Annotated in this window: 21 protein-coding genes and 7 tRNA genes; 22 read left to right on the top strand and 6 right to left on the bottom strand. The window is 53.8% G+C overall.

Going from position 1 to position 25,572, the window contains the following annotated elements; all coding sequences use genetic code 11:
- Positions 1–45: 45 nt before the first annotated feature.
- From chiQ to nagE, 4 genes are all read right to left on the bottom strand, one after another.
- Positions 46–372 (bottom strand): ChiQ/YbfN family lipoprotein, encoded by a 327-nt coding sequence (gene chiQ, locus ACMGGM_RS19575; RefSeq protein WP_014883016.1) that lies wholly within the window; start codon positions 370–372, stop codon positions 46–48.
- Between the two features lie 47 nt (positions 373–419).
- On the bottom strand, positions 420–1,817 hold the full coding sequence (gene chiP, locus ACMGGM_RS19570; protein ID WP_014883015.1) for a chitoporin ChiP: 1,398 nt from the start codon (positions 1,815–1,817) through the stop codon (positions 420–422).
- Positions 1,818–2,264: 447 nt separating this feature from the next.
- Positions 2,265–3,932 carry a glutamine--tRNA ligase gene (gene glnS, locus ACMGGM_RS19565; RefSeq protein WP_023332403.1) on the bottom strand — a complete coding sequence of 556 codons (1,668 nt, stop codon included), beginning with the start codon at positions 3,930–3,932 and terminating at the stop codon, positions 2,265–2,267.
- 179 nt (positions 3,933–4,111) lie between these two features.
- Positions 4,112–6,064: a PTS N-acetyl glucosamine transporter subunit IIABC gene (nagE, locus tag ACMGGM_RS19560; protein ID WP_045134261.1), complete on the bottom strand. Its 1,953-nt coding sequence runs from the start codon at positions 6,062–6,064 to the stop codon at positions 4,112–4,114.
- Positions 6,065–6,391: 327 nt separating this feature from the next.
- Between nagE and nagB the strand changes: the two genes are divergently transcribed.
- The 12 genes from nagB to ACMGGM_RS19500 all read left to right on the top strand — a co-directional run bounded on the left by nagB (position 6,392) and on the right by ACMGGM_RS19500 (position 13,255).
- Complete coding sequence (gene nagB / locus ACMGGM_RS19555; RefSeq protein WP_008501061.1) at positions 6,392–7,192, top strand: glucosamine-6-phosphate deaminase; 801 nt, start codon at positions 6,392–6,394, stop codon at positions 7,190–7,192.
- Between the two features lie 55 nt (positions 7,193–7,247).
- Positions 7,248–8,396, top strand: a complete 1,149-nt coding sequence (gene nagA / locus ACMGGM_RS19550) for an N-acetylglucosamine-6-phosphate deacetylase (RefSeq protein ID WP_045134262.1) — start codon at positions 7,248–7,250, stop codon at positions 8,394–8,396.
- An 8-nt stretch (positions 8,397–8,404) separates the two neighbouring features.
- Positions 8,405–9,625, top strand: a complete 1,221-nt coding sequence (gene nagC, locus ACMGGM_RS19545) for a DNA-binding transcriptional regulator NagC (RefSeq protein WP_014883011.1) — start codon at positions 8,405–8,407, stop codon at positions 9,623–9,625.
- 45 nt (positions 9,626–9,670) lie between these two features.
- Positions 9,671–10,423, top strand: a complete 753-nt coding sequence (gene nagD / locus ACMGGM_RS19540) for a ribonucleotide monophosphatase NagD (RefSeq protein WP_008501057.1) — start codon at positions 9,671–9,673, stop codon at positions 10,421–10,423.
- Between the two features lie 248 nt (positions 10,424–10,671).
- Positions 10,672–12,336: an asparagine synthase B gene (gene asnB / locus ACMGGM_RS19535; RefSeq protein WP_014883010.1), complete on the top strand. Its 1,665-nt coding sequence runs from the start codon at positions 10,672–10,674 to the stop codon at positions 12,334–12,336.
- 224 nt (positions 12,337–12,560) lie between these two features.
- Positions 12,561–12,637, top strand: a tRNA-Met gene (locus ACMGGM_RS19530).
- 8 nt (positions 12,638–12,645) lie between these two features.
- Positions 12,646–12,730 (top strand) — tRNA-Leu (locus ACMGGM_RS19525).
- A 23-nt stretch (positions 12,731–12,753) separates the two neighbouring features.
- Positions 12,754–12,828: transfer RNA gene (locus ACMGGM_RS19520), tRNA-Gln, on the top strand.
- Between the two features lie 32 nt (positions 12,829–12,860).
- Positions 12,861–12,935 (top strand) — tRNA-Gln (locus tag ACMGGM_RS19515).
- 17 nt (positions 12,936–12,952) lie between these two features.
- Positions 12,953–13,029: transfer RNA gene (locus ACMGGM_RS19510), tRNA-Met, on the top strand.
- 40 nt (positions 13,030–13,069) lie between these two features.
- Positions 13,070–13,144, top strand: a tRNA-Gln gene (locus tag ACMGGM_RS19505).
- Between the two features lie 36 nt (positions 13,145–13,180).
- Positions 13,181–13,255 (top strand) — tRNA-Gln (locus ACMGGM_RS19500).
- Positions 13,256–13,371: 116 nt separating this feature from the next.
- Here the strand turns inward: ACMGGM_RS19500 and ubiF are convergent.
- Positions 13,372–14,547: a 3-demethoxyubiquinol 3-hydroxylase gene (ubiF, locus tag ACMGGM_RS19495; RefSeq protein ID WP_063614037.1), complete on the bottom strand. Its 1,176-nt coding sequence runs from the start codon at positions 14,545–14,547 to the stop codon at positions 13,372–13,374.
- Between the two features lie 135 nt (positions 14,548–14,682).
- Here ubiF and miaB point away from each other — a divergent pair, with 135 nt between their 5' ends.
- From miaB to rihA, 10 genes are all read left to right on the top strand, one after another.
- Positions 14,683–16,107 (top strand): tRNA (N6-isopentenyl adenosine(37)-C2)-methylthiotransferase MiaB, encoded by a 1,425-nt coding sequence (gene miaB / locus ACMGGM_RS19490; RefSeq protein ID WP_014883008.1) that lies wholly within the window; start codon positions 14,683–14,685, stop codon positions 16,105–16,107.
- Between the two features lie 163 nt (positions 16,108–16,270).
- Entirely contained in the window at positions 16,271–17,317 is a 1,047-nt protein-coding gene (locus ACMGGM_RS19485) for a PhoH family protein (RefSeq protein WP_014883007.1), read from the top strand.
- A complete protein-coding gene (gene ybeY / locus ACMGGM_RS19480; RefSeq protein WP_008501052.1) occupies positions 17,314–17,781 on the top strand; it encodes an rRNA maturation RNase YbeY in 468 nt (155 codons plus the stop codon). The genes ACMGGM_RS19485 and ybeY overlap by 4 nt, the downstream gene beginning before the upstream one ends.
- Positions 17,782–17,870: 89 nt before the next feature.
- On the top strand, positions 17,871–18,749 hold the full coding sequence (gene corC, locus ACMGGM_RS19475; protein ID WP_014883006.1) for a CNNM family magnesium/cobalt transport protein CorC: 879 nt from the start codon (positions 17,871–17,873) through the stop codon (positions 18,747–18,749).
- Positions 18,750–18,754: 5 nt separating this feature from the next.
- The gene (lnt, locus tag ACMGGM_RS19470; RefSeq protein WP_014883005.1) at positions 18,755–20,293 is read left to right on the top strand and encodes an apolipoprotein N-acyltransferase; all 1,539 of its coding nucleotides are present in this window, start codon (positions 18,755–18,757) and stop codon (positions 20,291–20,293) included.
- 401 nt (positions 20,294–20,694) lie between these two features.
- On the top strand, positions 20,695–21,600 hold the full coding sequence (locus ACMGGM_RS19465) for an amino acid ABC transporter substrate-binding protein (protein ID WP_014883004.1): 906 nt from the start codon (positions 20,695–20,697) through the stop codon (positions 21,598–21,600).
- A 155-nt stretch (positions 21,601–21,755) separates the two neighbouring features.
- Positions 21,756–22,496 carry an amino acid ABC transporter permease gene (locus ACMGGM_RS19460; protein WP_045134264.1) on the top strand — a complete coding sequence of 247 codons (741 nt, stop codon included), beginning with the start codon at positions 21,756–21,758 and terminating at the stop codon, positions 22,494–22,496.
- Positions 22,496–23,170 (top strand): glutamate/aspartate ABC transporter permease GltK, encoded by a 675-nt coding sequence (gene gltK / locus ACMGGM_RS19455; protein WP_032637193.1) that lies wholly within the window; start codon positions 22,496–22,498, stop codon positions 23,168–23,170. The genes ACMGGM_RS19460 and gltK overlap by 1 nt, the downstream gene beginning before the upstream one ends.
- Complete coding sequence (locus ACMGGM_RS19450; protein WP_014883001.1) at positions 23,170–23,895, top strand: amino acid ABC transporter ATP-binding protein; 726 nt, start codon at positions 23,170–23,172, stop codon at positions 23,893–23,895. The genes gltK and ACMGGM_RS19450 overlap by 1 nt, the downstream gene beginning before the upstream one ends.
- A 120-nt stretch (positions 23,896–24,015) precedes the next feature.
- Positions 24,016–24,957, top strand: a complete 942-nt coding sequence (gene rihA, locus ACMGGM_RS19445) for a pyrimidine-specific ribonucleoside hydrolase RihA (RefSeq protein WP_045134265.1) — start codon at positions 24,016–24,018, stop codon at positions 24,955–24,957.
- Between the two features lie 79 nt (positions 24,958–25,036).
- Here rihA and ACMGGM_RS19440 read toward each other — a convergent pair whose 3' ends face one another.
- Positions 25,037–25,519, bottom strand: coding sequence for a zinc ribbon-containing protein (locus tag ACMGGM_RS19440; protein ID WP_014882999.1), 483 nt, complete (start codon positions 25,517–25,519; stop codon positions 25,037–25,039).
- Positions 25,520–25,572 lie beyond the last annotated feature (53 nt).

Below are 25,572 nucleotides of genomic sequence, written 5' to 3'. Positions count from 1 at the left end.
CCTTTGTAGGCCCGGTAAGCGCAGCGCCACCGGGCGTAAAGCAACTTAATTATTGTTATTGCGTATCTCGTTCCAGATCTTATCGCAACGCTTCGCGACTTCCTGATCGTTACCCGTTTTACGCGCCTGGATACAGGCCTGATAATCCATCACACGAATATTCTCCTGCGTCGCGAATTGCTCATGCGCCTTCTCTTTCTTCAGCACATTCAGTACGCTCTGACAGGCTTCAATTTTCTCCGGCGAGCCTTGTGCGGTATTAATACAGGCGCTGTAAGCCTCCTTTAGCCTGGAATCTTCCTTCGGTGCCTGAGGCTGAGCGCAGGCCACCAGCCCCGATGCAAGCATCGCGACAATTACGATTTTTTTCATCATATGCAGTCTCCGGTCCGGCGGGCCTTAACCCGCCGGAAGATTCATCAGAAGATGGTGAATGGGGCAATAACCATGAATTTCACGTCACGTTCATCCTGGAAGATGTTGCCGTAACCGCCCGCATAGCTCGGGATATCGGAGTGGTTGTCATACTGAGTGAAGTGCAGTTTGAACATCGTGCCCTTCGCGCGCCCATCCTGCAGGGTATAGATAGCATCCAGGCTGTAGGAGGACTCTTTCAGGCGATAGTTTGGATCGTAGTACGCATCCGGCGTGGCCATGTCGCCAGGTTTTGCGTCCCAGGCGTAAGCGTAAGAAGCGCCCACTGCCCAACCCGGCAGGTTCCAGTTTTTCAGATCATACATTGCGCCGAAGAAGACCGCTTTTTCACCATCGGCGTTGAAGTCTGAGCGGTTATCCCACCAGATATCCAGACGACCGTTAGATGACGCGTAAGTTGGCGTCATACGTTGCAGGAAGTAGCCCTGCTGCCCTTCCGCCTTCACCCATGTCCCTTCCAGGCGTAAATCAACCTGGCCCACTTTATAGCCGAAAGTCAGCGCCTGCAGCCACGCGGTGCCGTCATAAATGTCGTTGACGCCGCCATCGCTGACCTTGTCACGCGTACCATAGAACTGGTAGCTGGTGCTCAGCGGACTTCCTGCGATATCAAATTTGTAGCTGGCTTTAGCAAAATACTGATCGATATAGCCTTCCGCCTGACCAAATGCGGCTTCCAGTACCAGATCGTTTTTAAAGTCGTATTTCGCGCCCAGCGAGTGGAGATAATCGACTTTGGTTTTCTTATCGTTCTGGTAGAACTTGTCCATTTCAATGTGCCATGGAGCCTTATACTCGTTGGTCCACATATAGGAGAAGCTCAACGCACCCGCATCACCATAGTCAAAGTTCGCCCCGGCTTCTGCACCCTGATAGGTACCTGGCATGAAGCTCCAGTGTGGTGCTAACAGCGTCTGGCCGGTTGGCTGAATATACCCTCCACGCGCCCAGACCGGGCCGTATTTAAATTTCGCTGCGGCCTTGTACAGGCTGATACCGCTCTTATCACCGGACCAGTCTTCATCGTAAGCTTTGTTGCTGGAGGAGAAAGCAATTTCGTTAGGGTGGCCGCTGTCGCCGTTTTCCGCCATTTCAATCGCGGTGAATGCAGCGATATCCAGGCCGAACATATCTGCGGCATAGCCTGACTGGAAGTCCAGGTTGGCGTTCCAGGTGGAGTGAGAAAGGTTGGTTTTATATTTGTCTTCGGCGACGTCTTTACGGTCACGTTCACGCTGCCAGTAATAGATGCCGCCCGTGAGGGTAGAATCGTCGATGAAACCCGCAGCTTTCGCCTCAGGTGTAACAACCAGGCCAGACATTGCTGTCACACCGGCAATAGCCAGCGCCAGCGCACTACGTTTGCCACTGAACGTACGCATAGATTATTCCTCTTTGACGAATTAAAGCGCCTAAAACGGCGAAAATAAAAAAGACCAGGCGGTCAGGGGTAGTTATAAATACCCTCGAATTAACTACCGTCTTTAGGTTATTTTTCGCGACGCGAATTATCAATGCTTTTCATCAGGCAAAAGTCAGGATTATGACGAAGTGCACATAATTGGTAGTGCTTTGTAACATTTGGCCGGAAGCGTGATTTGGCGGGGGTATAGCAGCGTATTTCAGGGTATTAGAACATTAGAAATCGCGTATTTTGCGAAATTTGCCATTTTCAAAAACAGACAAACTTTTTTTAAAAAAATAAGTAGCACCACATTGACCAAAAATAACGGCGGACATTTTTACAACGCCACTTTAACGATATGATCATTAATAAAAAAAACGCCGCAATAAGCGGCGTTTGTTTCTCATTGACCAGAGCAGCGTTATTATTCGCCGATCTTGGTCCAGGTGTCACGCAGACCGACGGTACGGTTAAATACCGGTTTTTCCGCAGTGCTGTAACGGCTGTCCAGGCAGAAGTAACCTTCACGCTCGAACTGGAACGCTTTACCTGCTTCAGCTGTTTTCAGCGATGGCTCAGCATAACCCTGTTTGATCACCAGAGATTCCGGGTTGATCGTCGCCAGGAAGTCTTCCGCCGCACCCGGGTTAGGCACGCTGAAAAGACGATCGTACAGACGGATTTCTACCGGCAGCGCGTGAGAAGCGCTTACCCAGTGGATAACGCCTTTCACCTTGCGACCATCGGCAGGATCTTTGCTCAGCGTTTCGGCATCGTATGAACAGAAGATGGTGGTGATATTCCCTTCTGCATCTTTCTCTACGCGCTCGGCTTTGATCACGTAGGCGTTACGCAGACGGACTTCTTTACCCAGCACCAGACGCTTGTACTGCTTGTTGGCTTCTTCACGGAAGTCAGCGCGGTCGATCCAGATTTCACCGCTGAACGGTACGTCACGGCTTCCCATTTCCGGTTTGTTCGGATGGTTAGGCATGGCAACCAGCTCACTCGCACCCTGAGGATAGTTTTCGATAACCAGTTTTACCGGGTCGATAACTGCCATCGCGCGCGGGGCATTTTCGTTGAGGTCTTCACGAATGCAGGACTCCAGCGACGCCATTTCAATGGTGTTGTCCTGCTTGGTCACGCCGATGCGCTTGCAGAACTCACGAATAGAAGCAGCGGTGTAGCCACGACGACGCAGACCAGAAATGGTCGGCATACGCGGGTCGTCCCAGCCCTCAACGTGCTTGTCAGTCACCAGCAGGTTCAGCTTACGCTTGGACATCACGGTGTATTCCAGATTCAGACGAGAGAACTCGTACTGACGCGGATGCACAGGGATGGTGATGTTATCCAGCACCCAGTCGTACAGGCGACGGTTGTCCTGGAACTCAAGCGTACACAGCGAGTGGGTAATGCCTTCCAGCGCATCGCTGATGCAGTGGGTGAAGTCGTACATCGGGTAGATGCACCACTTGTTACCGGTCTGGTGGTGTTCAGCAAACTTAATGCGGTACAGCACCGGATCGCGCATCACGATGAACGGAGAAGCCATGTCGATTTTGGCACGCAGACAGGCTTTGCCTTCTTCAAAACCACCCGCACGCATTTTTTCAAACAGCGCCAGGTTCTCTTCCACGCTGCGATCGCGGAACGGACTGTTTTTGCCAGGCTGCGTCAGCGTACCGCGGTATTCACGGATTTCATCCGCGGACAGTTCATCGACGTACGCCAGACCTTTGTTGATCAGCTCAACCGCGTAAGCGTACAGCTGATCAAAATAGTCAGAGGAGTAGCAGATATCGCCAGACCAGTTGAAGCCCAGCCATTGCACGTCGTTCTTGATGGACTCAACGTATTCGATGTCTTCTTTTACTGGGTTGGTGTCATCGAAACGCAGGTTGCACTGCCCCTGATAGTCTTGCGCAATGCCAAAGTTCAGGCAGATGGATTTCGCATGACCAATATGCAGGTAGCCGTTCGGCTCCGGCGGGAAGCGGGTATGCACCGTGGTGTGCTTACCACTGGCCAGATCTTCATCGATGATCTGACGAATAAAGTTACTCGGGCGGGCTTCAGCCTCACTCATCGTGGATTCCTCAAAGCGTAAACAACGTATAACGGCATATGATCTTATAAGCCGGACGTAGTGACAACCCTTAGTTACGGAAAATACGTATCAGATGAAAATAATGGGGGCATTTGCTGCAAAAAAAAGCGGCGGAGGATATCCCCCGCCGCTTAAGGCATGACTCTACTCAGGAGCGATTACTTGCCTTTAATCTCATACAGTGGCGTTTGACCTGCAACCACCTGACCTTTTGCCTGAATAACCAGGCCACTGAAGTCGTCGATGTTGCTGCAAACAACCGGACTGATCATGGAGCGTGCATTAGCGTTCAGGAAGTCCAGATCCATCTCCAGAACCGGCTGCCCGGCCACCACTTCAGCGCCCTCTTCCACCAGACGAGTAAAGCCTTTACCTTCCAGCGCAACGGTATCGATGCCCATGTGGACAACAATCTCCGCGCCATTTTCGGTTTCGAGGCAGAACGCGTGGTTGGTGTTGAAAATCTTCACGATAGTACCCGCAGCAGGAGAGACGACGGTTTTGTCCGTTGGTTTCACCGCCACGCCGTCGCCTACCGCTTTACTGGCGAACGCTTCGTCAGGCACTTGTTCAAGGTCAACGACCTCACCCGTTACCGGAGAGACCAGAGCCGCCACCGTCACGGCGTTAGGCACAGCCTGTGGCTTCGCGGCCGGAGTCGCCGTTGCCGCAGGTGCGCTGTCAGCTGCTGCCGCTGCGACCGGGCCACGCGCAACCACTTTCTTCATTTCGTCACCGATGGATTCCGCTTTGGCGCCCACGATAACCTGGATAGTTTGTTTGTTTAGTTTAACGACGCCAGATGCGCCAAGGCGTTTACACATTGCATCGCTTACGCGAGCGGAGTCACCCACGGTCAGACGCAGACGGGTAATACAGGCATCAATGGCTTTCAGGTTGTCGGTACCGCCGACTGCGGCAATGTAGCTGGTTGCCAGCTGAGTTAAACCTTCTTCGGTATTGCTGTTGGCTTCACTGGTCACGACGTCATCAGTGGTATCTTCGCGGCCCGGCGTTTTGAGGTTAAACATACGAATAACCGCGCTGAACAGAACGAAGTAGATAACGAAGAAGGCCGCCCCCATCACCACCAGCATCCAGACGTTCTTGCTTGCCGCTGGCAGGTTGTACATCAGCACGTAGTCGATCGCGCCTGCAGAGAAGGAGAAGCCCGCATGGATGCCCAGCAGAGTCGCCACGAACAGGCTGATACCGGTTAACACCGCGTGCATCAGGTACAGCAGCGGAGCCAGGAACATGAACAGGAATTCCAGAGGCTCGGTCACACCGGTCAGGAATGCGGTAATGGCGACTGACAGCAGCATACCGCCGACCATTGGACGACGCGCTTTCGGCGCAGCCAGGTACATGGCCAGCGCAGCGCCCGGCAGACCAAACATCATGATTGGGAAGAAGCCGGACATAAACATGCCCGCGGTGCCATCACCCGCGTAGAAGCGGTTAATGTCGCCGTGGAAAACGGTACCCGCCGCATTGGTAAACTCACCAATCTGGAACCAGGCGATGGTGTTCAGAACCTGATGCAGACCGGTTGGGATCAACAGACGGTTAATGAAGCCGAAGATGCCCGCACCCATCGCACCCGCAGAGACGATCCACTCGCCGCCCGCATGGATAGCATGCTGCACTGGCGGCCAAACGTAGCCAAAGATCGCGGCCAGAACCAGACAGAAGAAGCCGGTCGCGATTGGCACGAAGCGTTTGCCACCAAAGAAGCTGAGGAAGTCTGGCAGCTTGATGTTTGCCCAGCGGTTATATACCGCACCGCCGACCAGACCGGTAATGATACCCGCCAGTACGCCCATGTTGATTTCCGGGTTAATCGTTACCATCGCTTTCGTCAGGATGAAGTAACCGACCGCCCCTGCCAGCGCTGCGGCCCCCGCACTGTCTTTAGACCAGCTGGAAGCAACGCCGATGGCGAAAATCAGCGCCAGGTTGTCAAAGATTGCGCCGCCAGCCTGGGCGATAAACGGCACGTTGAGAAGATCGGGTTGCCCGAATCGCAGCAGCAGTGCTGCAACCGGTAGCACGGCGATAGGGAGCTGCAAAGCCCTACCGAGGCGCTGGAAAAAACCTAAAATATTCATCCTATTCCCCCTACGAGACCCTTTCCAGGCTCGCGCATTAACTATGTTTTTATTGTGTTGCTAACGATAAGTACCGTCGATAATTCACTGGCAGTGTGAGTGTGTGAAAAATTAATTCGTATCGCAAATTAAACACCCATTTTTTGTGATTTTTGTCACCAAATATCGTATTAAGCCCTCCCTTTCACTGGCTAACAGCGAAAACTTATTTTATCATTCAAAAAATCAAGACGGATTGATCCAGCCTGAAAGGTTCCAGGTTACGCTTAAGTATCAGGTTCCGGTAGCCATCCGCCCACTCTTCTACTTTAACTCTTGAGGTGAACAATGAGACTGATTCCCCTGGCAACTGCTGAACAAGTCGGTAAATGGGCCGCTCGCCATATCGTTAACCGCATTAATGCCTTCAAGCCTACCGCCGATCGTCCTTTCGTTCTTGGCCTGCCAACCGGCGGTACTCCGCTGACGGCGTATAAAGCCCTGGTTGAAATGCACAAAGCGGGCCAGGTTAGCTTCAAACATGTTGTGACCTTCAATATGGATGAATATGTCGGCCTGCCAAAAGACCACCCGGAAAGCTACCATAGCTTTATGCACCGGAATTTCTTTGATCACGTTGATATCCCAGCGGAAAATATTAACCTGCTGAATGGAAATGCGCCTGATATTGACGCAGAATGCCGTCAGTACGAAGAAAAAATCCGTTCTTACGGTAAAATCCACCTGTTTATGGGCGGCGTGGGCAACGATGGTCATATCGCGTTTAACGAGCCGGCATCGTCCCTGGCTTCCCGCACGCGTATTAAAACGCTGACCCATGACACCCGCGTGGCAAACTCCCGCTTCTTTGACGGTGATGTGAACCAGGTTCCAAAATACGCCCTGACCGTTGGCGTAGGCACCCTGCTGGATGCCGAAGAAGTGATGATTCTGGTGCTGGGTGGCGTGAAAGCGCAGGCACTCCAGGCTGCCGTTGAAGGCAACGTTAACCACATGTGGACCATCAGCTGCCTGCAGCTGCATCCAAAATCAGTCATCGTCTGCGACGAACCGTCCACGATGGAGCTGAAAGTGAAAACGCTGAAATACTTCAACGAGTTAGAAGCCGAGAACATCAAAGGTCTGTAATTGATTAACCGCCTCTTCTCTAAGAGGCGGCCGCTTTTTTTAACCGGGGGTCGTTATGTACGCTTTAACCCACGGTCGGATTTATACCGGCCACGAAATTCTGGATGACCATGCGATTGTTATCGCCAATGGCCTGATTGAACGTGTTTGTCCGCTGGCAGAACTGCCGCCAGGGATTGAACAGCGCTCACTCAATGGAGCAGTAATCTCCCCCGGTTTCATCGACGTACAGCTGAACGGCTGCGGCGGTGTGCAATTCAATGACACTGGCGAGGCGGTGACGGTTGAAACGCTGGAAATCATGCAGAAAGCCAACGAGAAATCGGGCTGCACCAGCTATCTGCCAACGCTCATCACCAGCAGTGATGACCTGATGAAACAGGGTATCCGCGTGATGCGCGAATACCTCGCCAAACACCCTAATCAGGCGCTCGGTCTGCACCTGGAAGGGCCATGGCTGAATATCGTGAAGAAAGGCACTCATAACCCGGATTACGTGCGCAAGCCTGACGCTGAACTGGTCGACTACATGTGTGCGAACGCCGATGTGATCGCTAAAGTGACGCTGGCACCAGAGATGACCGGCACTGACGTGATCAGCAAACTGGCTGCCGCCGGGATTGTGGTTTCAGCAGGACACTCAAACGCCACGCTGAAAGAAGCCAAAGCGGGCTTCCGCGCGGGCATTACCTTCGCCACGCACCTTTACAACGCCATGCCTTATATCACCGGTCGCGAACCGGGTCTGGTCGGGGCGATTCTGGACGAGCCAGACGTCTACTGCGGCATTATTGCTGATGGTATGCACGTGGATTACACCAACATTCGTAATGCCAAGCGCCTGAAAGGTGACAAGCTTTGCCTGGTTACCGATGCCACTGCACCAGCAGGTGCAAATATTGAGCAGTTCATTTTTGCCGGTAAAACAATATACTACCGCAATGGACTGTGTGTGGATGAAAACGGTACGCTGAGCGGTTCCTCTTTAACCATGATTGAAGGGGTGCGTAACCTGGTTGAGCACTGTGGGATTGCGCTTGATGAAGTCCTGCGTATGGCTACCCTTTATCCGGCTCGCGCAATCGGCGTGGATAAACAGCTTGGCGGAATTGCACCGGGTATGGTTGCAAACCTGACGGCATTCACACACGATTATAAAATTATTAAGACCATCGTTAATGGTAACGAGGTCGTCACTGAGTAAGTAAAAGTATGACACCAGGCGGACAAGCTCAAATCGGTAATGTCGATCTCGTTAAACAACTTAACAGTGCGGCGGTATATCGCCTGATTGACCAACACGGGCCAATCTCTCGAATTCAGATAGCCGAACAAAGCCAGCTTGCTCCCGCCAGCGTGACAAAAATTACCCGCCAGCTTATTGAGCGCGGTTTGATCAAAGAAGTCGATCAGCAGGCCTCTACCGGGGGCCGCCGCGCTATATCCATTATTACTGAAACCCGCAATTTTCAGGCGATTGGCGTTCGGCTCGGCCGTCATGACACCACGCTCACGCTCTACGATCTGAGCAGTAAAGCAATTGCGGAAGAGCACTATCCCCTTCCCGAGCGCACCCAGGAGACGCTGGAGCACGCGCTGCTGAATACCATCGCGCACTTTATTGAGAGCTGTCAGCGTAAGATCCGCGAGCTCATTGCAATTTCAGTGATTTTACCCGGACTGGTCGACCCGGAAAGCGGCGTGATTCGCTACATGCCGCACATTCAGGTGGAAAACTGGGCGCTGGTCGATGCGCTGGAAAAACGCTTCAAAGTGACCTGTTTTGTCGGCCACGATATTCGTTCTCTGGCACTGGCAGAGCACTATTTTGGTGCGAGTCAGGACTGCGAAGACTCTATTCTGGTGCGTGTCCACCGCGGGACAGGCGCAGGTATTATTTCTAACGGTCGGATTTTTATTGGTCGCAACGGTAACGTCGGCGAGATCGGCCACATTCAGGTCGAGCCGCTGGGCGAACGCTGCCACTGCGGTAACTTCGGCTGCCTTGAAACCATTGCCGCCAACACGGCCATTGAGCAGCGCGTTCGCCATCTGCTTGAACAAGGTTACCAGAGTCGCGTCACGCTGGCTGATTGCAAGATAGGCACCATCTGCAAAGCCGCCAATAAAGGCGATGCACTGGCCTGTGAGGTGATCGAGCAGGTTGGGCGCCATCTGGGGAAAACCATCGCCATCGCCATTAACCTGTTTAACCCACAGAAAGTGGTGATAGCCGGAGAAATTGTTGAAGCGGAAAAGGTGCTGCTCCCCGCGATTGAAGGCTGTATTAACACCCAGGCGCTAAAAGCATTCCGCCAGAATCTTCCTGTGGTTCGTTCAAAACTTGACCATCGCTCGGCAATTGGCGCTTTTGCGCTGGTGAAACGCGCCATGCTCAACGGTATTCTGCTGCAGCATTTGCTGGAAAGTTGATCGGACCTTATAGTAACGCCTTCTTTTTTTGATGTCGGAACGTCCATGACCATTAAGAATGTAATTTGTGATATCGACGGCGTGCTGATGCACGACAACGTTGCTGTACCAGGTGCTGCGGAGTTTCTTCACCGCATCATCGACAAAGGAATGCCTCTGGTTCTTCTCACGAACTACCCTTCTCAGACCGGTCAGGATCTGGCAAACCGCTTTGCGACGGCGGGCGTCGATGTCCCGGACAGTGTGTTTTACACCTCGGCGATGGCAACGGCGGATTTTCTGAAACGTCAGGAAGGCAAAAAAGCGTATGTGGTCGGCGAAGGCGCGCTGATCCACGAGCTGTATAAAGCGGGCTTTACGATTACAGATGTCAATCCGGACTTCGTGATTGTGGGTGAAACGCGCTCCTATAACTGGGAGATGATGCATAAAGCCTCGTTCTTCGTTGCCAACGGCGCGCGCTTCATTGCCACCAACCCGGATACCCACGGTCGAGGTTTTTATCCGGCCTGTGGCGCGCTGTGTGCCGGTATTGAAAAAATCTCCGGGCGCAAGCCATTCTATGTCGGCAAACCAAGCCCGTGGATCATCCGCGCCGCGCTCAATAAAATGCAGGCCCACTCAGAAGAAACGGTTATTGTCGGCGATAACCTGCGTACGGATATTCTGGCCGGCTTCCAGGCGGGTCTGGAAACCATTCTGGTGCTGTCCGGCGTCTCGCAGCTTGATGACATTGATTCGATGCCGTTCCGACCAAGCTGGATTTACCCCTCCGTCGATGAAATTGACATTATCTGATACCAAACCACGCTCAGGGCGTGGTTTTTCATTTTTAGCCCTTACAAATAAAACCATATCTAACAAAAAGCGCACTTTATTGCATAATCATCAATAAAAGTGTTCATGGCGTACTCTTTTTTCACTATTCCGCAATCACCATTGCACTATTTCCGTTTTCGCCCGTAAATCTCTTGCGCCCCTTCGCCCTTTGCGGCATTTTCATAAGCAAGCAACATTACAAAGCAACAGGGTTAACGGAGAAGGTTATGTGTTCAATTTTTGGCGTACTGGATATTAAAACTGACGCGGGCGAACTGCGTAAAAAAGCACTCGAACTGTCCCGCCTGATGCGCCATCGCGGCCCGGACTGGTCAGGCGTTTACGCCAGTGATAAAGCGATTCTGGCTCACGAACGTCTGTCTATCGTAGACGTCAACGCCGGTGCACAGCCGCTGTATAACGAGAAAAAAACGCACGCGCTGGCTGTTAACGGTGAAATCTATAACCATCAGGCACTGCGCGCCGAGTACGGCGATCGCTACGCCTTCCAGACCGGGTCTGACTGTGAAGTGATTCTGGCGCTCTATCAAGAGAAAGGTCCGGAATTCCTGGACGACCTGCAGGGTATGTTTGCCTTCGCCCTGTACGATAGCGAAAAAGACGCGTATCTGATTGGCCGCGACCATATCGGCATTATCCCGCTGTACATGGGCCACGATGAACACGGCAACTTCTATGTTGCCTCTGAAATGAAAGCTCTGGTACCGGTCTGCCGCACCATTAAAGAGTTCCCGGCAGGCAGCTACCTGTGGAGTAAAGACGGTGAGATCCGTCCGTACTACCAGCGCGACTGGTTCGATTATGACGCGGTTAAAGACAACGTGACGGATAAAGCCGAGCTGCGTCAGGCGCTGGAAGATTCCGTGAAAAGCCACCTGATGTCAGATGTACCTTACGGCGTGCTGCTCTCCGGCGGTCTGGACTCCTCCGTGATCTCCGCGATCACCAAGAAATTCGCCGCTCGCCGCGTGGAAGATCAGGAGCGCTCCGAAGCCTGGTGGCCGCAGCTGCACTCCTTTGCCGTGGGTCTTGAAGGGGCACCTGACCTGAAAGCTGCGCAGGAAGTGGCAAACCATCTGGGCACCGTGCACCATGAAATTCACTTCACCGTGCAGGAAGGCCTGGATGCAATCCGCGATGTGATCTATCACATTGAAACTTATGATGTTACTACCATTCGTGCCTCAACGCCGATGTACCTGATGTCACGTAAGATTAAAGCGATGGGCATCAAGATGGTGCTGTCCGGTGAAGGTTCTGACGAAGTGTTTGGCGGCTACCTGTACTTCCATAAAGCGCCAAACGCCAAAGAGCTGCATGAAGAGACCGTGCGTAAATTGCAGGCACTGCATATGTTTGACTGTGCACGTGCCAACAAAGCAATGTCGGCATGGGGAGTGGAAGCGCGTGTCCCGTTCCTGGATAAGAAATTCCTCGACGTGGCGATGCGTATCAACCCGCAGGACAAAATGTGCGGCAACGGTAAAATGGAAAAACATATCCTGCGCGAATGTTTTGAATCATACCTGCCCGCGAGCGTGGCGTGGCGTCAGAAAGAGCAGTTCTCTGATGGCGTAGGCTATAGCTGGATCGACACCCTGAAAGAGGTGGCAGCAAAACAGATTTCCGACCAGCAACTGGAAACGGCAAGCTTCCGCTTCCCGTACAACACGCCGGGCTCGAAAGAAGCGTACCTGTACCGCGAAATCTTTGAAGAGCTGTTCCCGGTGCCGAGTGCGGCAGAGTGTGTTCCGGGTGGCCCATCCGTCGCCTGCTCGTCTGCCAAAGCGATTGAATGGGATGAATCTTTCAAAGCGATGAACGATCCATCAGGCCGTGCGGTAGGCGTTCACCAGTCTGCCTACAAATAATCGCGACGATTCTAATCAGGCCCCTCTGGGGCCTTTTTTTTGCCTTGCATTTCACTCTCGAAAAACGATTAATAACCAATAATTGCCGAATATTCGGTCACGCTGTTCGCAACCTAACCAAACAGTCACATTCCGGCTATTTTCGTTGAAAAAGGTGTTGACGCTGCAAGGGTCTATACGCATAATGCGCCCCGCAACGCCGATAAGGTAACGCGAAAAAAGATGGCTACGTAGCTCAGTTGGTTAGAGCACATCACTCATAATGATGGGGTCACAGGTTCGAATCCCGTCGTAGCCACCATCTTTTTTGCGGGAGTGGCGAAATTGGTAGACGCACCAGATTTAGGTTCTGGCGCCGCAAGGTGTGCGAGTTCAAGTCTCGCCTCCCGCACCATTCCCAGGTAAGCGTTGCACGGATGGGGTATCGCCAAGCGGTAAGGCACCGGTTTTTGATACCGGCATTCCCTGGTTCGAATCCAGGTACCCCAGCCATATTTCTTCGATTTTGCGGTTCTCCGCGGTATTGGGGTATCGCCAAGCGGTAAGGCACCGGTTTTTGATACCGGCATTCCCTGGTTCGAATCCAGGTACCCCAGCCATCGAAGATTGCAGTACTGGCTACGTAGCTCAGTTGGTTAGAGCACATCACTCATAATGATGGGGTCACAGGTTCGAATCCCGTCGTAGCCACCAAATTAAGATTGTCGATTTTTCGGTAATCAAGACAAATTGTTGGGGTATCGCCAAGCGGTAAGGCACCGGATTCTGATTCCGGCATTCCGAGGTTCGAATCCTCGTACCCCAGCCAATTTAAAAAGTCGTTAAGCAGTTTGTTTAACGCAATTGGGGTGTCGCCAAGCGGTAAGGCTCTGGTTTCTGATACCAGCATTCCGGGGTTCGAATCCCTGCACCCCAGCCACTTAAAAACAAATAAGCCCGCTCTGCGGGCTTTTTTGTTTTTGTTGTTTGTGCGGCCTGATGCCCCCTCACCCTACCCCTCTCCCCAAAGGGGCGAGGGAATAGTCGAAGCAGCGATTAAAGTCCGAGAGCGTATTTCAGGGCCTGACGTTTCAACCCACCGGCACGTTCCGCCGCCATGAGGCCAATGTTACGCAGAATACGTACTGGCGCTAAGTCATTGCTGAACCCGGCATAGAACAGATCCATTCCCGACTGCATAATAAAATTATCCGCCATACGTCGCGTCTGGTAACGCTTCAGTACCTGATGGCTGGACCACGCTTCCGCATGCCCGCGCGCATGACTTAAAACGTCCAGTAATGCGTCAACGTCACGATACCCAAGATTTACCCCCTGCCCGGCCAGCGGGTTTATGGTGTGTGCCGCATCCCCCACCAGCGCCAGCCCGTCACGGGCATACTGCAAAGCGTGACGTCGCGTGAGCGGGAATGCGCCAGCGGCGACTGGCGTGATATGCCCCAGACGACTCGGGAAGTGCAGCAGGATCTCGCGCTGCAGTTGTTCCATTGAAAGCCCTTGTAGCTGGCGAATGCGCGCCGGTTTGTCGTACCACACCAGTGACGCCCAATGATCAAATAGCGGTAAAAAGGCATGCGGGCCATTCGGCGTAAAGTGCTGCCAGGTGCTCTCACCCGGCGAATTCTCACACTGGACGGTAATCAGCATACAAGACTGCTCATACTGCCAGGCATGTACCCCAATACCTGCCATCTGTCTGACCTGAGAATTGGCACCATCCGCCCCGACGACCAGCTTCACAGCCAGCTCATCACCGCTGTCGAGCATCAGCAAATAGCCGTTTTCGTGAGTATGAAGTGCCTTAAGTGACGCAGGAATACGCAGCGTCACCTTCGGGTGCGCCTCCAGGGCCTGCCAGAGCGCCAGCTGGAGCACATTGTTTTCCACCATGTAGCCCAGGCGCGGCAGCTTCAGCTCCGCAGCATCAAACGCAACGTGGGCATTTTCCCACTCCCAGGTTTCAAGACGGCTGTAGGGATGCGCACGCATCGCCTGCACCGTTTCCCAGACGCCCAGACCGCGCAGCAGATCGACCGACGCCGCGCTGATAGCAGAAATGCGCACATCCGGCTTGCTGGCGGGATCGAATGCCGGCGGTGCAGCCTGTTCAATTACCGTTACCTCAAATCCCTGCTGCGCCAGCCCCAGCGCCAGTGCGCCGCCGACCATACCGCCGCCGACAACGGCAACTTCGGTGTGTTGGAGTGTCATGGTCATTTTTCCTTATTGGAGAATCCCTTAAGTTTACCGGATTTTTGCGGTCCTGAGACACATAACCTTCATACTGGTCACAACCCCACCAAAGCATTACAATACGCGGCTTGCAATCCTGAGCTGAGCAAGTCGATGACTAAAAAACTCCATATAAAAACCTGGGGCTGTCAGATGAACGAATACGATTCATCCAAGATGGCCGATCTGCTGGACACCACCCACGGATACCAGCTGACTGAAAATCCGAAAGAAGCCGACGTGTTGCTGCTGAACACCTGTTCAATTCGTGAAAAAGCGCAGGAAAAAGTCTTCCACGTGTTAGGCCGCTGGAAACTTCTCAAACGAAAAAATCCGGACCTGATCATCGGCGTGGGCGGTTGCGTTGCGTCGCAGGAAGGTAAGCTGATCCGTCAGAGAGCCCCCTATGTGGATATCGTCTTTGGCCCGCAGACCTTGCACCGCCTGCCGGAGATGATCAACCAGGTTCGCGGTAATCGAAGCCCGGTCGTTGACGTCAGCTTCCCGGAGATCGAGAAATTTGACCGTCTGCCAGAACCGCGCGCAGATGGCCCGACCGCTTTCGTTTCCATCATGGAAGGCTGCAACAAATACTGCACTTACTGTGTGGTGCCTTACACCCGTGGCGAAGAAGTCAGCCGCCCGGCAGACGATATTCTGTTTGAAATCGCGCAGCTTGCCGCGCAGGGCGTTCGCGAAGTGAACCTGCTGGGCCAGAACGTTAACGCCTGGCGTGGGGAAAACTACGACGGCACCACCGGCACCTTTGCTGAACTGCTGCGCCTGGTGGCCGCGATTGACGGTATCGACCGTATTCGCTTTACCACCAGCCATCCGATGGAATTCACCGATGACATCATTGATGTCTATCGCGATACGCCAGAGCTGGTGAGCTTCCTGCATCTGCCGATTCAGTGCGGCTCTGACCGCGTTCTGAACCTGATGGGCCGTCCGCATACGGTTCTGGAGTACAAATCCACCATCCGTAAGCTGCGTGAAGCGCGTCCGGATATCCAGATAAGCTCCGACTTTATTGTCGGCTTCCCTGGTGAAACCGCGGATGACTTCGAGCGCACCATGAAGCTCATTGGTGAAGTGAATTTTGACGTCAGCTACAGCTTCATCTTCTCCGCGCGTCCTGGAACCCCTGCGGCCGATATGGTTGACGATGTGCCGGAAGAAGAGAAAAAGCAGCGTCTGTATATTCTGCAGGAGCGCATCAACCAGCAGGCCAACGCCTGGAGCCGCCGTATGCTCGGCACCGTCCAGCGCATACTGGTAGAAGGCACCTCGCGCAAGAGCATTATGGAACTCTCCGGTCGTACAGAAAACAACCGCGTGGTGAATTTTGAAGGCACCCCGGACATGATCGGTAAATTTGTGGACGTTGAGATTGTCGAAGTGCTCACCAACTCACTGCGTGCGAAAGTGGTCCGCACTGAAGACGAAATGGGCCTGCGTATTGCCGAGTCACCGGAATCCGTCATTTCGCGTACCCGCAAAGAAAACGATTCTGGCGTGGGGATTTACCAGCCTTAATCCTTCGGGCCTGCCGCTTCGGCAGGCCTTGTATTTCCTCTCATCGTCCCCAATATCATCTGCAATGCTTGCGCCTTTATTCTATGGCGTGAATAATTTCGGTAATGACCGTTTTATTACGCCGGGTGGCAGCGGGTCAGCTAACCAATCAAAGAGGAACAGTTTGAACATAGATACGCGTGAAATCAGCCTAACGCCCGCAGACAACGCTCGCCTGCTGAGCCTGTGCGGACCGTTTGATGACAACATCAAACAACTGGAGCGACGTCTGGGTATCGAAATCAATCGTCGCGATAATCACTTCAAACTTACCGGACGCCCTATCTGCGTCAATGCGGCTGCAGATATCCTGCGCAGCCTGTATGTCGATACCGCCCCGATGCGCGGCGAAATTCAGGATATCGAACCGGAACAAATTCACCTCGCCATTAAAGAGGCGCGCGTGCTTGAGCAGAGCGCGGAAAGTGTGCCGGACTACGGTAAGGCCATCAACATCAAGACCAAGCGTGGCGTCATTAAGCCGCGTACGCCAAACCAGGCGCAGTACATCGCCAATATTCTCGACCACGACATCACCTTCGGCGTGGGGCCGGCGGGTACGGGTAAAACCTATCTGGCCGTTGCCGCGGCGGTGGATGCGCTTGAACGTCAGGAAATCCGCCGTATCCTGCTGACCCGTCCGGCGGTGGAAGCGGGTGAAAAACTGGGCTTCCTGCCGGGCGACCTGAGTCAGAAGGTCGACCCGTATCTGCGTCCTTTATACGATGCGCTGTTCGAGATGCTCGGCTTTGAGAAGGTCGAAAAGCTGATTGAGCGTAACGTGATTGAAGTGGCCCCACTCGCCTACATGCGTGGTCGCACGTTAAACGACGCGTTCATCATTCTTGATGAAAGCCAGAACACCACCATCGAACAGATGAAGATGTTCCTGACGCGTATTGGCTTTAACTCGAAAGCGGTCATCACCGGTGACGTTACCCAGATCGACCTGCCGCGCAGCACCAAATCGGGCCTGCGCCACGCCATTGAAGTGCTGGCCGAAGTCGATGAAATCAGCTTTAACTTCTTCCACAGTGAAGACGTGGTACGCCATCCGGTGGTTGCGCGCATCGTTAACGCCTATGAAGCCTGGGAAGAGGCGGATCAAAAACGCAGGGCCGAACTGGCCGCAGAACGTAAGCGCGACGCGCAGGAGCAAGAACAGAAATGAGTCAGGTGATCCTCGATTTACAGCTGGCCTGTGAAGACAATTCCGGTATGCCAGATGAGGCACAGTTTCAGAAATGGCTGGATGCCGTTATCCCCCAGTTTCAGGAAGAATCAGAAGTGACGATTCGCCTGGTGGATGAGGCAGAAAGCCATGAGCTTAACCTGACTTACCGTGGGAAAGATAAGCCAACCAACGTGCTCTCTTTCCCGTTCGAAGCCCCGCCGGGTATCGAGATGCCGCTGCTAGGGGATCTGATCATCTGCCGTCAGGTGGTTGAACAGGAAGCCAAAGAGCAGCAAAAGCCGCTGGAAGCCCACTGGGCGCATATGGTGGTGCATGGCAGCCTGCATCTGCTTGGCTACGATCATATTGAAGATGACGAAGCGGAAGAGATGGAGTCCCTCGAGACAGAGATAATGCTTGCTCTGGGCTATGAGGATCCGTACATTGCCGAGAAAGAATAGTCAGTTAACTTACTGACGACTATGCCGCCGCGCAGGGAATTCGCGTGGCGGTAAATGTTGAACTAACAAGAGAACCCTTAACAAACGCCATGAGCGACGACAATTCACACAGTAGCGACACGACAAACACTAAAAAGGGATTTTTCTCCCTCATTCTGAACCAGCTTTTCCACGGCGAACCCAAGAACCGTGATGAACTGCTGGAGCTGATTCGTGATTCCGGGCAAAACGACCTTATCGACGAAGATACGCGCGAAATGCTCGAAGGGGTGATGGACATTGCTGACCAGCGTGTTCGCGATATCATGATCCCCCGCTCGCAGATGATCACCCTGAAACGTAACCAGACCCTGGACGAGTGCCTCGATGTGATCATCGAATCCGCCCACTCGCGTTTCCCGGTCATCAGCGAAGATAAAGATCACATCGAAGGGATTTTGATGGCGAAAGATCTGCTGCCGTTTATGCGCAGCGATGCCGAAGCCTTCAGCATGGAAAAAGTGTTACGCCAGGCCGTGGTTGTGCCGGAAAGTAAACGTGTGGACCGGATGCTGAAAGAGTTTCGCTCTCAGCGTTACCACATGGCGATTGTTATTGATGAATTTGGCGGCGTTTCCGGACTGGTCACGATCGAGGATATTCTTGAGCTGATCGTGGGTGAAATCGAAGATGAGTATGACGAAGAGGAAGATATCGACTTCCGTCAGCTCAGCCGCCACACCTGGACCGTGCGCGCGCTGGCCTCGATTGAGGACTTCAACGACGCTTTCGGCACTCACTTCAGTGATGAAGAGGTCGATACCATTGGCGGGCTGGTGATGCAGGCCTTTGGCCACCTTCCGGCGCGCGGTGAAACCGTTGACATCGACGGTTACCAGTTCAAAGTGGCAATGGCCGACAGCCGCCGTATTATACAGGTTCATGTCAGAACGCCGGACGACTCACCGGTGCCAAAACTGGAAGATTAATGTAAATGGCATTTGCCCCATTACTTGAACGCCAGCGCGTCCGTTTGCTGCTGGCGCTGTTACTCGGAGCCAGCGGTACGCTGGCTTTTTCTCCTTACGATATCTGGCCTGCGGCTATTCTCTCCCTGATGGGGCTTCAGGGTCTGACCCTGAACCGACGTCCGGTACAGGCTGCCGCCATCGGTTACTTCTGGGGACTGGGGCTCTTTGGCTCCGGCATTAACTGGGTCTACGTCAGCATCGCCCAGTTTGGCGGTATGCCGGGCCCGGTTAACGTCTTCCTGGTCGTCCTGCTCGCGGCATATCTCTCACTGTATACCGGTCTGTTCGCAGGGATCCTTTCCCGCCTGTGGCCTAAAACCACCTGGCTGCGCGTCGCCATTGCCGCGCCGGTGGTCTGGCAGATCACCGAATTCCTGCGCGGTTGGGTGCTGACCGGCTTCCCGTGGCTGCAGTTCGGCTACAGCCAGATTGATGGCCCGCTGAAAGGCCTGGCCCCGGTCATGGGCGTTGAGGCAATCAACTTCCTGCTGATGGTGGTGAGCGGCCTGCTGATCCTGGCGCTGGTCACGCGTTGCTGGAAACCGCTGGCCGTGGCGCTGGTGCTGTTTGCACTGCCCTTCCCGCTGCGGTATATCCAGTGGTTCACGCCTGAGCCTGAGCGCACCATGCAGGTTTCTATGGTGCAGGGAAATATCCCGCAATCTATGAAGTGGGATGAAAAAGAGCTGCTGAACACGCTGAAGATCTACGCCAACGCCACCGAAGAGGTGATGGGTAAATCGCAGCTGATCATCTGGCCGGAATCCGCCATTCCCGATCTGGAGATCAATCAGCAGCCGTTCCTGAACATGATGAACGACTTGCTGCTGGCTCGCGGCAGCACGCTGATTACCGGGATTGTCGATGCGCGTCTGAATCAGCAGAACCGTTATGACACCTACAACACCATCATTACGCTCGGCAAAGACAGCGAATACAGCTACAACTCCACGGATCGGTACAACAAGAACCACCTGGTGCCGTTTGGTGAATTTGTTCCGCTGGAGTCGATTCTGCGCCCGCTGGCTCCGTTCTTTGATCTGCCGATGTCCTCCTTCAGCCGTGGCCCGTACGTACAGCCCCAGCTGCATGCGCACGGCCTTGCCCTGACGGCGGCCATCTGCTACGAAATCATTCTCGGCGAGCAGGTTCGCGATAACTTCCGCCCGGATACCGACTACCTGCTGACCATCTCCAACGATGCGTGGTTCGGTAAATCTATCGGCCCGTGGCAGCATTTCCAGATGGCGCGTATGCGTTCTCTGGAGCTGGCTCGCCCATTGCTGCGCAGCACCAACAACGGCATCACCGCCGTGATTGGTCCACAGGGTGAAATCCAGGCCATGATCCCGCAGTTCACCCGTGAGGTGTTGACCACAAAAGTCACACCAACCACCGGCCTGACGCCGTATGCACGCACCGGTAACTGGCCGCTGTGGATCCTGACCGCGCTGTTCGGTTTCGGTGCCGTGCTGATGAGCCTGCGTCAGCGTCGTCGCTAATCTTACCTTCTGTTGCCGGGTGGCGCTAACGCTTACCCGGCCTACATTTTGACTCCCGTAGGTCGGGTAAGGCGTAGCCGCCACCCGACAAATTCCTTCCAGTGCCAAATCTGGCACGCCTGTTGCTTTGTATATTCACGCAAACGCAGTTTGGCTTAACGTGCAACCTTGTCGCACCAGCGTAGATCATCGGTAGCACCGAAACGGTGCAACGGGAGATATTTGCCTCTGAATGGTGCGGCGCGCTTCGCAAAAATAAACAATAACGCAGCAAAATCTTTACATTAAGCCAGACTAAATGTTAACAAGCTTGCATAACACTGCACTCGCATCGCGCGAGATATAACAACATCACAATGGGTATCAATGCGTCACTGGCGCTGATAAGAAAGGAGTTGGGTATGCAATTACGTAAACTGGCCACAGCAATGCTGGTTATGGGAATGTCTGCCGGCGTGGTTCACGCTGAAGATGCTCCGGCAGCAGGCAGTACTCTCGACAAGATTGCCAAAAACGGCGTCATCGTGGTCGGCCACCGTGAATCTTCCGTCCCGTTCTCTTACTACGACAACACGCAAAAAGTCGTGGGCTATTCACAGGATTACTCCAACGCCATCGTTGAAGCTGTGAAGAAAAAGCTGAACAAACCTGACCTGCAGGTGAAGCTGATCCCAATCACTTCACAGAACCGTATTCCACTGCTGCAAAACGGCACCTTTGATTTTGAGTGTGGCTCTACCACCAACAACCTCGAGCGCCAGAAACAGGCCGCTTTCTCTGACACCATCTTCGTCGTGGGCACCCGTCTGCTGACGAAGAAAGGCGGTGATATCAAAGATTTTGCTGACCTGAAAGGCAAAGCGGTCGTCGTAACGTCCGGTACCACCTCAGAAGTGCTGCTGCACAAGCTGAACGACGAGAAGAAAATGGATATGCGCATCATCAGCGCGAAAGACCATGGCGACTCCTTCCGTACCCTGGAAAGTGGCCGTGCCGTCGCGTTTATGATGGATGACGCCCTGCTGGCGGGTGAGCGTGCGAAAGCGAAGAAACCAGACAACTGGGACATCGTCGGCACCGCGCAGTCAAAAGAAGCTTACGGCTGCATGCTGCGTAAAGACGATCCGCAGTTCAAGAAGCTGATCGATGACACTATCGCCCAGGTACAGACTTCCGGCGAAGCGGAAAAATGGTTCGACAAATGGTTCAAGAACCCGATTCCACCAAAAAATCTCAACATGAACTTTGAACTGTCTGATGACATGAAAGCGCTGTTCAAATCTCCAAATGACAAGGCTCTTAACTAATTAGAACAACAGGGGCGGGATCTCCTGCCCTCTCGATTGTCGGGAAGCATGGACAGACTATACGTTGAGTGGTCGTTCCCCACTCAGCGCGAAAAATGAGCTTCTCACCAATCTTCGAGGGTAGCGCTGCTACCCTTTTTTTTCTGGAGTTTATTATGTCAATAGACTGGAACTGGGGCATATTCCTGCAACAAGCCCCGTTCGGCAACACCACCTATCTTGGCTGGCTGTGGAGCGGCTTCCAGGTCACCGTGGCACTATCGATAACAGCGTGGATTATCGCGTTTCTTGTCGGTTCGCTGTTCGGTATTCTGCGCACCGTCCCTAACCGTTTTCTTTCAACACTGGGCACTCTCTATGTGGAACTGTTCCGTAACGTTCCGCTCATCGTGCAATTCTTTACCTGGTATCTGGTTATCCCGGAACTGCTGCCGGAAAATATTGGCATGTGGTTCAAGTCGGAGCTGGATCCAAATGTGCAGTTCTTTGTCTCCTCCATGATGTGTCTGGGGCTGTTTACCGCTGCGCGCGTTTGTGAGCAGGTGCGTGCCGCCATTCAGTCATTACCCCGCGGACAAAAAAATGCGGGTCTGGCGATGGGTCTGACCCTGCCGCAAACCTACCGCTACGTGCTGCTGCCTAATGCCTACCGCGTTATCGTGCCACCGATGACCTCGGAGATGATGAACCTGGTGAAAAACTCGGCCATCGCCTCCACTATCGGCCTGGTCGATATGGCGGCCCAGGCGGGCAAGCTGCTGGATTACTCCGCTCACGCGTGGGAATCCTTCACCGCGATCACGCTCGCGTATGTTCTGATTAACGCTTTCATCATGCTGGTGATGAACCTGGTTGAACGCAAATTACGCCTGCCGGGCAATCTGGGGGGCAAATAATGTACGAATTTGACTGGAGTTCTATCGTTCCTTCCTTACCTTACCTGCTGGATGGCCTGGTGATTACCTTAAAAATCACCGTTATTGCCATCATCATTGGTATCGTCTGGGGCACCCTGCTGGCGGTGATGCGCCTGTCGAGCTTTAAGCCGCTCGCCTGGTTTGCGACCGCCTACGTTAACGTTTTCCGCTCCATCCCGCTGGTGATGGTGCTGCTGTGGTTTTACCTGATTGTTCCCGGCTTTCTGCAAAACGTCCTGGGGCTGTCACCAAAAACCGATATCCGCCTGATCTCGGCGATGGTGGCGTTCTCGATGTTTGAGGCCGCTTACTACTCAGAGATTATCCGCGCGGGCATCCAGAGTATCTCCCGTGGACAATCCAGCGCCGCACTGGCGCTGGGGATGACGCACTGGCAGTCCATGCAGCTGATTATTCTGCCGCAGGCGTTTCGCGCCATGGTTCCGCTCCTGCTGACCCAGGGCATTGTGCTGTTCCAGGATACCTCGCTGGTGTATGTCCTGAGTCTGGCAGACTTCTTCCGTACCGCGTCAACCATCGGTGAACGTGATGGTACGCAGGTCGAGATGGTGCTCTTCGCGGGCGCGGTCTATTTTGTGATTAGTTTAAGCGCGTCGCTGTTGGTCAGCTGGCTGAAGAAAAGGACGGTATAATGATTTCCCTGAAAAATGTTTCTAAATGGTATGGGCACTTTCAGGTGCTGACCGACTGCTCCACGGAAGTGAAAAAAGGCGACGTGGTGGTAGTGTGCGGCCCGTCCGGTTCCGGTAAGTCCACGCTGATCAAAACCGTTAATGGTCTGGAACCTGTGCAGCAGGGCGAAATTGTTGTTAACGGCACCAAAGTGAACGACAAAAAAACCAACCTTGCCCAGCTTCGCTCTCACGTTGGTATGGTGTTCCAGCACTTTGAGCTGTTCCCTCACCTCTCCATCATCGAGAACCTGACGCTGGCGCAGGTGAAAGTGCTTAAGCGCGATAAAAAAGCATCGCGTGAGAAAGGCCTTAAGCTTCTGGAGCGCGTTGGGCTTTCTGCACATGCCGATAAGTTCCCGGCGCAGCTTTCGGGTGGTCAGCAGCAGCGTGTCGCGATCGCCCGCGCGCTGTGTATGGATCCGGTGGCAATGCTGTTTGATGAGCCAACATCGGCACTCGATCCAGAGATGATTAACGAAGTGCTCGACGTTATGGTCGAGCTGGCGCACGAAGGGATGACCATGATGGTGGTGACGCACGAAATGGGCTTCGCCCGTAAAGTGGCCAACCGCGTCATCTTTATGGACGAAGGGAAGATCGTGGAAGACTCGCCGAAAGAAGAGTTCTTCGCGAACCCGAAATCCGAACGTGCGAAAGATTTCCTCGCCAAAATCCTGCATTAATCTTCTCAGTGCGCAATCTGCGGATTGCGCACTGCCTCACGCTTTCGCGCTCTTGTTCTCGTCGGCGTCACATTGCAGCGTTAACCTTGTCACAAAATAACGCTACGTATGGAGAACGCTATGGCACAGCCTATTATTCTCGATTGCGATCCGGGTCATGATGACGCCATTGCTCTCGTCCTCGCTCTTGCCTCCCCTGAACTGGTCGTAAAAGCGGTTACCTCATCCGCCGGAAATCAGACGCCGGATAAAACCTTGCGCAACGTGCTGCGCATGCTGACCCTGCTCAAACGCACCGATATTCCTGTCGCTGGCGGGGCCGTGAAACCGCTGATGCGCGAGCTGATCATTGCGGATAACGTTCATGGCGAAAGTGGACTGGACGGCCCTGAACTGCCGGAACCGGGCTTCGCGCCACAAGGCTGCACCGCCGTTGAGTTGATGGCGAAGGTGCTGCGCGAAAGTGCAGAGCCCGTGACGCTGGTGGCTACAGGTCCGCAGACGAACGTGGCATTGCTGCTTAACAGCCATCCAGAACTGCACGGTAAAATCGCCCGGATCGTCATCATGGGCGGCGCAATGGGGCTCGGAAACTGGACGCCAGCCGCGGAGTTCAATATCTATGTTGACCCTGAAGCCGCAGAGATCGTTTTCCAGTCCGGTCTGCCGATTGTGATGGCGGGGCTGGATGTGACGCATCGGGCCCAAATTATGGCAGACGATATTGAACGCTTCCGCTCTGTGGGTAATCCGGTGGCAACGACTGTGGCAGAACTGCTCGACTTCTTTATGGTGTACCACAAAGCCGAGAAATGGGGCTTCCATGGCGCACCGCTGCATGACCCGTGCACGATTGCCTGGCTGTTGAAACCTGAGATGTTTACCACGGTTGACCGCTGGGTTGGTGTGGAAACGCAGGGGAAATATACCCAGGGAATGACGGTGGTGGATTACTACTCGCTGACGGGGAACGAGCCGAATACTGCGGTGATGGTGAATATCGACCGGGAAGCGTTTGTAGATTTGCTGGCGGAGAGACTGGCTTACTATAGTGCGGCCTGATGCCCTCACCCCAACCCTCTCCCACGGGGAGAGGGAGCAAACACTAAAAACGGCAACAGGGTTGCCGTTTTGCTTTTACCTAGGGCTCAAACGGCCGGCGCTGGAACTGGTCGTGACCGCATTTCGGGCACAAGGGCAGCACCTCCGGCGTATACACCGCGATGTGGTGATGACATTTCTCACACACCAGATTTCCCAACCCTACCACTTCGCCGCTGTGGTACACACCGTGATGGTTCAAATCCTGAAACACCTCGCGCCACTCAAGCTGCGTTTTATCGGTGATATCCGCCAGCTCCTGCCACAGGCTCTCTTTGATCACCCGCATAAACACGCTGTCCGAGACCTCTTCCTGGCTCTCCTGATAGCTGCGCGCAAACTCTTCCAGGTCACGACGTACCGCACGCGTCACCTCTTCCACTTCGGTTCGCGTTAACTCACCCGTTTGCGTCACGCGGGCACGCGCCTGTTCGACCAGCGCATCAATATCACGCTCGCCGTTACGCAGCCGCTCCGTCAGTGTCGCCACCAGCTCGCGGTAAAATTGAGCAACCTTGTTCATCATTTTGCCTCCCGGGTAAGTAACTAACTCTAATAATAGACCTTATTTCACCG

This window comes from Enterobacter sp. BNK-14 (assembly GCF_047456095.1).
GTDB classification, from domain to species: domain Bacteria; phylum Pseudomonadota; class Gammaproteobacteria; order Enterobacterales; family Enterobacteriaceae; genus Enterobacter; species Enterobacter kobei.
Note: the sequence above shows the minus strand (reverse complement) of the source record. Positions and strands in the feature narration are given on the sequence as shown.